This window comes from Mesorhizobium sp. P5_C1 (genome assembly GCF_054049815.1).
In genome coordinates, this window is the sequence record NZ_JBFULQ010000239.1 from 1 (window position 1) to 8280 (window position 8280).

At 63.2% G+C, this 8280-nt stretch carries 7 protein-coding genes; 6 read left to right on the forward strand and 1 reads right to left on the reverse strand.

The features are described 5' to 3' along the window. Positions 1–258: 258 nt before the first annotated feature. The 6 genes from ACXJ7R_RS18670 (at position 259) to apnL (ending at position 7427) form a co-directional block, all read left to right on the forward strand. On the forward strand, positions 259–1200 hold the full coding sequence (locus tag ACXJ7R_RS18670) for a D-ribose ABC transporter substrate-binding protein (protein ID WP_095080533.1): 942 nt from the start codon (positions 259–261) through the stop codon (positions 1198–1200). 109 nt (positions 1201–1309) lie between these two features. Beyond that, on the forward strand, positions 1310–1951 hold the full coding sequence (locus ACXJ7R_RS18675; protein ID WP_457153135.1) for a DUF2291 family protein: 642 nt from the start codon (positions 1310–1312) through the stop codon (positions 1949–1951). Further along, the gene (locus tag ACXJ7R_RS18680) at positions 1948–3495 is read left to right on the forward strand and encodes a sugar ABC transporter ATP-binding protein (protein ID WP_457153136.1); all 1548 of its coding nucleotides are present in this window, start codon (positions 1948–1950) and stop codon (positions 3493–3495) included. The genes ACXJ7R_RS18675 and ACXJ7R_RS18680 overlap by 4 nt, the downstream gene beginning before the upstream one ends. Beyond that, on the forward strand, positions 3488–4552 hold the full coding sequence (locus ACXJ7R_RS18685) for an ABC transporter permease (RefSeq protein WP_457153137.1): 1065 nt from the start codon (positions 3488–3490) through the stop codon (positions 4550–4552). Before ACXJ7R_RS18680 ends, ACXJ7R_RS18685 begins: the two co-directional genes overlap by 8 nt. Positions 4553–4554: 2 nt before the next feature. Further along, on the forward strand, positions 4555–5589 hold the full coding sequence (locus tag ACXJ7R_RS18690) for a Gfo/Idh/MocA family protein (protein ID WP_457153138.1): 1035 nt from the start codon (positions 4555–4557) through the stop codon (positions 5587–5589). Further along, complete coding sequence (gene apnL / locus ACXJ7R_RS18695) at positions 5586–7427, forward strand: D-apionate lactonase (protein ID WP_457153139.1); 1842 nt, start codon at positions 5586–5588, stop codon at positions 7425–7427. The genes ACXJ7R_RS18690 and apnL overlap by 4 nt, the downstream gene beginning before the upstream one ends. A gap of 10 nt (positions 7428–7437) precedes the next feature. Here the strand turns inward: apnL and ACXJ7R_RS18700 are convergent, their stop codons facing one another. Next, entirely contained in the window at positions 7438–8151 is a 714-nt protein-coding gene (locus tag ACXJ7R_RS18700; RefSeq protein WP_457153140.1) for a transcriptional regulator NanR, read from the reverse strand. Between the last annotated feature and the right edge of the window lie 129 nt (positions 8152–8280).

The window sequence follows — 8280 nt, forward strand, 5'->3', positions numbered from 1 at the left end:
GTCGACGCCCTCGTGAAAACACGCTCATCAGGTACATATCATCTGAATTTGTGATTGACTCATCATACCAGTTGGCCTAGCTATTTCTTAAGCTCAGGCCAAAGCTTCGCAGGGAATTCGTGGCCTGGACGAGCGGAGGACTGCCGGGGGCACGACGGCCGGGGTGATGCCGGCAAACAAACGGTTTTTGAAACTGAGACGATCCGCGGTCTGAAATGCAGACAGCGGCCTGAATTGTTTTTCAAACGGGAGGACTTCATGAAACTGACACGCAGAATGACACTGGCGGCTTTTGCCGGCATGCTGGCGCTTGGCACGGCCGCACCAGCCTATGCTGCCGATCTCATTGCCATCATCACGCCCTCGCACGACAACCCGTTCTTCAAGGCGGAAGCTGTCGGCGCGGAGGCCAAGGCCAAGGAACTCGGCTATGAAGCGCTGGTGCTCGTCCATGATGACGACGCCAACAAGCAGTCCGAGCTGATCGACACGGCGATCGGCCGCGGTGCCAAGGCGATCATCCTCGACAATGCCGGCGCCGACGCCACCGTTGCCGCCGTGCAGAAGGCCAAGGACGCGGGCGTGCCTTCGTTCCTGATAGATCGCGAGATCAATGCCACCGGCGTTGCCGTCGCGCAGATCGTTTCCAACAATTACCAGGGCGCCCAGCTCGGCGCGCAGGAATTCGTCAAGCTGATGGGCGAGAAGGGCAATTTCGTCGAACTCGTCGGCAAGGAATCCGACACCAATGCCGGCATTCGCTCCAAGGGCTATCATGACGTCATCGACGACTATCCGGATCTGAAGATGGTTGCCCAGCAGTCGGCCAACTGGAGCCAGACCGAAGCCTACGCCAAGATGGAATCGATCCTGCAGGCCAATCCGGACATCAAGGGCGTTATCTCCGGCAACGACACGATGGCGATGGGCGCCTATGCGGCGCTGGTCGCGGCAAACCGCAAGGACGTCATTGTCGTCGGCTTCGACGGATCGAACGACGTGCGCGATTCAATCACCGCGGGCGGCATCAAGGCCACAGTCCTGCAGCCGGCCTTTGCGCAGGCGCAGATGGCGGTCGAGCAGGCCAACGACTTCATCAAGAACAAGAAGTCGCCGGCCAAGGAAAAGCAGCTGATGGACTGCCTCCTGGTCAATGGCGACAACGCCCCCAAGCTGGAAACCTTCGCGCTGACCAACTGAGCCGGCGTGACATGAATAGCGAGGGGCGAATCTCGGTTCGTCCCTCGCCGCCATTTTCTGCGGATGCCGACCATCATGCCGAGGCCGCCATGCTGAACAACAAACCGCCATGCTGAACAAGCCGACCTGGCCGATCCTTGCCGTGACGCTCGGCATCAGCCTTGCCAGCTGCAAGGTTCTGCCGACCCCCTCGGGTGATAGCGGCGGCGCTGCCGCCTTCAATCCCGACAAGATGGTCGAGGCGTTGTGGGCGGCGAAGGTGGTGCCCTATCTCAAGCAGAAAGCCGGACCGTTTCCCGAGGTTCATGCCCTGGCGAAAGCCGACCCGGCGGCTGCCGGCGCCAAATACGGCAATCCGAACAAGCAGGCGAATTCGCCGTGGGCCTTCGCGGTTCGTGTTGACGGCAAGATCGTTGCCGCAAACACGGGCTCGCGCGCGGCGACGATGGATATCGATGTCGACGGCGACGGCAAGGCGGATGCACGCGTGCAGATCGGTCCCGCCATGCGCGGTACGGCGCTGCGCGACAGCCTCGACTTCGTCCAGTTCAACGACTTCACCAACCAGATCGACTTCGCCCAGTTCGGCAAGGCGTTCAACGCGTATGCCGACAAGAATGTGCTTTCGAAGCTGCCGCGTGAAGCACTGGAAGGCCGCACCGCCAAGGTTCTCGGCGCCTATACGCTCGAAGGCAGCCAAGACCTGCCGCTGGTGACGCCGGCGGAGGCAGAAATCGGGCCGCGGCCATGAGCGATCACGATGTTATTCTGAAGCTGGAAGACGTCTCCAAGGTCTATTCCGGCACGGTTGCGGTCAAGCGAGCGAATTTCGAGGTGCGCAAGGGCGCGGTCAATGTGCTGGTCGGCGAAAACGGCGCAGGCAAATCGACGCTGATGAAGATCATCGCCGGTGTAGAACGACCTACTGCCGGCCGGATCCTCCTGGAAGGGGAAGAAGTTTCCTTCTCGTCGTCCGCCGACGCCGTGAACCGCGGCATCGGCATGGTGTTCCAGGAGTTGAACCTGTTCGGCAATTTGACCGTCGCCGAAAACATTTTCGCCACCCGCGAGATCACCAACCGGTTCCGCAAGATCGACCGCAAGCAACAGGAGCGCCGCGCCGCGCAATGTCTCGAACGCCTGCAGGCCGGAATCCGGCCCGACATGCTGGTCGAGGATCTGCGCATCGGCCAGCAGCAGTTGGTCGAGATCGCCAAGGCGGTTTCGCTCGATGCGCGCATCCTGATCATGGACGAACCCACTTCGGCATTGAGTTCCGCGGAAGTCGAGATCCTGTTCAAGGTGATTGCCGACCTCAAGGCGCGCGGTGTGGCCATCGTCTACATCTCGCACCGGCTCGAGGAGCTGATCCGCATCGGCGACTACATCACCGTGCTGCGCGACGGGCACATCACCGGCCAGGAGGAAATGAGAAACGTCGACACCCGTTGGATCGTACGGCAGATGATTGGGTCCGACGCCAAGGATTTCGCCAAGGCCGATGGCCATGTCCCAGGCGAAGAAATATTCCGCACCGAGGACATCTGCCTGCCGCGTGCGACCGGCGGTCTTGCGGTCGACCACGTCTCGCTCTCGCTGCGCGCCGGCGAGATCCTCGGCATCTACGGCCTGATGGGCGCAGGACGCAGCGAGCTGTTCGACTGCATCATGGGCCGCCATGGCCAGGCCACAGGAGCGATCTTCATTTCCGGCAAACAGGTCAAGGAGCGCGACACGACGCGGCGCATCCGGCGCGGGCTGGCGCTGATCCCCGAAGACCGCCAGCGCGAAGGGCTGGTGTCGATCCTCTCCGTTGCCAGCAATCTGACGCTGGCCAGCCTGTCGCGGTTTGTCCGCCTGTTTCATATCCGCGGCGGCCCCGAAAGGCAGGCGGTGGTGCAGATGGTGCGGGAACTGGCGATCAAGGTTGCCGATCCGGCACAGGAGGTCTCGTCGCTGTCCGGCGGCAACCAGCAAAAAGTGGTGATCGGCAAGGCACTGCTCACCGGCCCGAAGGTGCTGCTGATGGACGAGCCCAGCCGTGGCATCGATGTGGGCGCCAAGGCCGACGTCTTCCGCACGATGCGCAGACTGTCGCGCGACGGATTGGGCATCCTGTTCGCCACCTCGGACCTCGACGAGGTGATGGCGCTGTCCGACCGGATCGCGGTGATGAGCAATGGAAAACTGACCGGCATGTTCGATCGCGCCGAGGCGACGGAGGCCGCCCTTGTCGCCGCCTCGGCGCTTGGCCACGGCCCGGTCCCGCACACGGAGTACACCGCCCATGACTGACATCCCGGCCAAGGCGGCTATTCCCTCCGCATCGAGCGGCTCGCTGCTGCTGACGCTGATGAAGGCGAGGACCTTCATCGCGCTGATCGCCGTGCTGGTCTTCTTCTCGATCGCGGCACCGAATTTCCTGTCGACCGCCAACCTGATCCTGATGTCGAAGCACGTGGCGCTGAATGCGTTCCTCGCCATGGGCATGACCTTCGTGATCATCACCGGCGGCATCGACCTGTCGGTCGGCTCGATCGTCGGCCTGTGCGGCATGGTGGCCGGCTATCTCGTGCTCAACGGCATCGACCTGCAGATCGGCTACACCATCTATTTCAACGTCGTCGAGATCGCGCTGATCACGCTTGCGGTCGGCATCCTGATCGGCGCCGTCAACGGATTGCTGATCACCAGGCTGAACGTCGCGCCGTTCATCGCCACGCTCGGCGTGCTCTATGTCGCGCGCGGCCTGGCGCTGCTGTCGTCGGATGGACGCACCTTCCCCAACCTTGTCGGCAAGCCGGAACTGGGCACCACCGGGTTCGGCTTCCTCGGCGCCGGCCGGCTGCTCGGCCTGCCGGTGGCGATCTGGATCCTGATCGTCGTTGCGCTGGCGGCGGCCTATCTCGCCAAATACACGCCGCTTGGCCGCCATATCTTCGCGGTTGGCGGCAACGAACGGGCGTCGCGAATTTCGGGCGTCCGTGTCAACACGGTGAAGATGTTCGTCTATATGTTCTCCGGTTTCTGCGCGGCAATCGTCGGCCTGATCATCTCGTCCGAGTTGATGGCCTCGCATCCGGCGACGGGCGAAAGTTTCGAGCTCAATGCCATCGCGGCGGCGGTGCTCGGCGGCACCTCGATGTCGGGCGGTCGCGGCACGATTGGCGGCACCATAGTCGGTGCCTTCGTCATCGGCATTCTTTCGGACGGGTTGGTGATGATGGGGGTGAGTTCTTTCTGGCAAATGGTGATCAAGGGCCTGGTCATCATTGTCGCCGTCGTCGTCGACCAGGCGCAGCGCCGGCTGCAGAGTCGCGTGACATTGATGCAGATGGCAAAGGCAGGCTGAGCATGGTGGAATTGCGCGGAGCGCTGATCGGCTGCGGTTTCTTCGCCGTCAATCAGATGCATGCCTGGCGCGACATCGCTGGCGCCACGATCGTCGCCATTTGCGACCGCGATCCCGACCGGCTGCGGATCGTCGGCGACCAGTTCGGCATTACCAGGCGCTACACCGACGCGATGGCCCTGTTTGATGGCGAGAACCTGGATTTCGTCGATATCGCCACCACGGCGCCCAGCCATCGTGCGCTGGTCGAGATGGCGGCGCAACACCGCGTGCCGGCGATCTGTCAAAAACCGTTCGCGCCAACGCTTGCCGATGCCGAGGCGATGGTGAAGGCATGCACCGATGCCGGCGTGCCGCTGATGGTGCATGAGAATTTTCGCTGGCAGTCGCCAATCCAGGCGGTGCGCGCCGTACTCGACAGCAACGAGATCGGCACGCCGTTCTTCGGGCGCATCTCGTTCCGCTCCGCCTATGACGTGTTTTCCGGCCAGCCCTATCTGGCAACGGGAAAGCGCTTCATCATCGAGGATCTCGGCATCCACATCCTCGACATAGCCCGCTTCCTGCTGGGCGACGTCTCGACGATCACGACGCGAACGGCGCGCATCAACCCTGCCATCGCCGGCGAGGACGTGGCGACCATGCTGATGGACCATGCCAGTGGCGCAACCTCGGTGGTCGACTGCAGCTACGCGACGACGCTTGCCGTCGAACCGTTTCCCGAAACGCTGATCGAGATCGACGGAAGCGACGGCACGATCCGATTGGCACAGGGATACCAGCTCACCGTCACCGGCAAAAGCGGCACGGCGGTCAGCGACGTCTCGCCGCCGCTGCTGCCCTGGGCATCGCGACCCTGGCACAACATCCAGGAAAGCGTCGTTGCCATCCAGCAGCACTGGGTCGACTGCCTGGCGAAGGGAACGGAGCCCGCGACCTCGGGCGCCGACAACGTCAAGACCTTCGCACTGGTCGAGGCCGCCTACGCCGGTGCTGCAAGCCGCGAGCCGGTGCAGCTCGACACTTTGCTCAGATGACCGCCGACACCTTTCACCTTTGCGGCACGGATGCGACCGAGGTCGAGCCGGTCAGGCTGAGCGCCGGTGCGCTCAGCGCCGACTTCGTCAACGGCAATCTGCGCACCGTCCGCCATGGCGGTACCGAAGTGCTGCGGGCCATCGCCTACATCGTCAGGGATCGCGACTGGGGCACTTACGAGCCCGAACTGACCGACCTTGCCATTGACCAGGGCGATGACACTTTCTCGATCCGCTATTCGGCAAGCTGCACCGGGCCGGACGCAAGCCGGCTCGGCTTCCGCGCCACCATCAAGGGCTCCTCCGATGGCCAACTGGTCTTCGACGTGAGCGCCCTTCCCGAAAGCGATTTCGAAACCAATCGCTGCGGCTTCTGCGTCCTGCATCCGATCGCCGGCCTCGCCGGCAGCCCGGTGACGGTCGAGCACACCGACGGCACCACGGTCGCGACCAAGCTTCCGCTGCTGATCGACCCGTGGCAGCCCTTCAGGGATTTGCGTGCGATCACGCATGAGGTGCGGCCAGGCGTCAGTGCCGAATGCCGGATGGAAGGCGACGTGTTCGAAATGGAGGACCAGCGCAACTGGTCGGATGCCTCCTACAAGACCTATGTGCGGCCGCTCGCTTTGCCGTGGCCCTATATGCTGCCGGCCGGCCAGCCCCTGCGCCAGACAATCAGCCTGCTGATCACTGGTGAGGGCAGAGCACCGGCTGCCTCCGTGGCCAACGGACCGGTCCGCGTTAAGCTCGGCGAGGCCGGACCGAGGAAGCTGCCCGATGTCGGCGTGATCATCTATCCCGAGGATGTCGAGACGGCACTGGCGAACCTGCCGCTGCTGTCGGCGCTTGGCCCGCAACAGCTGGTCCTCCACTACGATCCAACGCGCGGCCATGGGCTCGACGCCTTGCGATCCTTTGCCCGGGTCGCGGCAGCCTACCCGGCCCGGACGACGCTCGAATGCGTTGTTGCCGGCGTGGGCGATCTCGAGGCTGAATTTTCAGCTGTCGCCAGCTTGGTGCACGAGCCAGGGCTAGAACTTTCGGCCATCGCCGTCTCGCCTTCGGTCGACCGGCAGTCGACGCCGCCGGGGAGCGCATGGCCGGAGTGTCCGCCGCTGGAAACCGTCTATGCCGCCGCCCGCCGCGCCTTCCCCGACATCCGTCTCGGCGGCGGCATGTTCAGCTATTTCACCGAACTCAACCGCAAACGCGTGCCGGCGGACCTGCTCGACTTCGTCACTCATTGCACCTGCCCGATCGTGCACGCGGCCGACGATCTCAGCGTCATGCAATCTCTGGGGGCGCTGCCCTTCATCACCCAATCGGTGCGGGCGATCTTCGGAGAAACACCCTACCGGATCGGCCCGTCGACGATCGCCATGCGCCAGAACCCCTATGGTGGCGCGACCAAGGCCAATCCCGGGGGACAGCGCATTGCCATGGCCGACCGCGATCCGCGCCATGCCGGCCTGTTCGGGGCCGCATGGACGATCGGCTATGCGGCACGCGTCGCACCGGCGGGGCTTGAGATGCTGACGCTCTCCGGCTTCACAGGACCGTTCGGCGTGCTGGCGGGACCGGGCGAGCCAGCCGCGGAAGGATCACCTCGGCCGATCTTCAGGGCTATCAAGGGGCTTTGCGAACTGGCCGGCCTCGCACATGTTGCGGCAACGACGAGCGATGAGACCAAGGTGCTGGCGCTGGCCGGGCGCTCCGCTTCCGGTCAGACCATCGTGTGGCTGGCGAACCTGACAGCGGAGGACGTACCGGTCGACATTTCAGCGCTGGGCAGAGGCCACCTGGTCATGACGCCCTACGCGATCACCCGGTTCGGCTGACACTGCGGATTCACTTTTCGGCGTTCATCACATAGAGCGCACGCGAGCGCTCGAGGTGCTTGATCATCGCCTTCTCGGCGCCGTCGGCATCCTTCTTCTCGATGCGGCCAATGATCTCTTCATGCTCAGTCAGCGTGAACTTTTCCTTGCCGGTCCAGATCAGCATTTCGGTGTGATATTCCTTCAGCCAGCCCAGCATCGCCTCGCTGACGGCGACGTAGATCGGGTTGCCCGAAATCGCCGCGATCTGGGTATGAAACTTCATGTCGGCGGATATGAAGGCTTCGGAATCACCGCGAAAGCTGCGCTGCTCGGCGACGGTGGCGCGCAACCGCTGCACATCCTCGGCGGTGGCTTTTTCGGCTGCTTCCCTGACCATGCCTCGCTCGAAGAAGATGCGGGCGTTCTTGAGGTGCTCTAGCGTGTCTTTCGACGACGACAGGATGATCTTGGCTGCGCCGTCGACCTGCCTGATGATCGACTTGGCGGTAAGCTGCAGCACCTTGGCGCGCTCGCCATGCGAGATCGCCACCAGCCCCATATTGCTCAGCGCCTGCATCGCCTCGCGGATCGCCGGACGGCCGACCTCGAAGCGTTCCATCAGTTCGCGCTCCGAGGGCATGTCATCGCCCGGCATCAGTTCGCCGCTGGTGATCAGGCGCTTCAGCCGCAAGAAGACCTCGTCGGAAAGCTTGCGCCGGACAATCGGTTCGGAACGGTTCATCGTCACGAATCACTCCCTTGATCCGGCCTATCTAACACTGCCGCCACAATTCCCGGAAATTGCGGTCGGGTCGACCCGACCAAACTTCCACTCGGATATCTCTTGCAATACTTATGTACTCATTATACC

What these genes read in the sequence shown, in the direction of transcription:
- ACXJ7R_RS18670 (WP_095080533.1), top strand. Translation starts at nt 259, where the DNA reads ATGAAACTGACACGCAGAATGACACTGGCGGCTTTTGCCGGCATGCTG.
- ACXJ7R_RS18685 (WP_457153137.1), top strand. Translation starts at nt 3,488, where the DNA reads ATGACTGACATCCCGGCCAAGGCGGCTATTCCCTCCGCATCGAGCGGC.
- ACXJ7R_RS18675 (WP_457153135.1), top strand. Translation starts at nt 1,310, where the DNA reads ATGCTGAACAAGCCGACCTGGCCGATCCTTGCCGTGACGCTCGGCATC.
- apnL (WP_457153139.1), top strand. Translation starts at nt 5,586, where the DNA reads ATGACCGCCGACACCTTTCACCTTTGCGGCACGGATGCGACCGAGGTC.
- ACXJ7R_RS18680 (WP_457153136.1), top strand. Translation starts at nt 1,948, where the DNA reads ATGAGCGATCACGATGTTATTCTGAAGCTGGAAGACGTCTCCAAGGTC.
- ACXJ7R_RS18700 (WP_457153140.1), bottom strand. Translation starts at nt 8,151, where the DNA reads ATGAACCGTTCCGAACCGATTGTCCGGCGCAAGCTTTCCGACGAGGTC.
- ACXJ7R_RS18690 (WP_457153138.1), top strand. Translation starts at nt 4,555, where the DNA reads ATGGTGGAATTGCGCGGAGCGCTGATCGGCTGCGGTTTCTTCGCCGTC.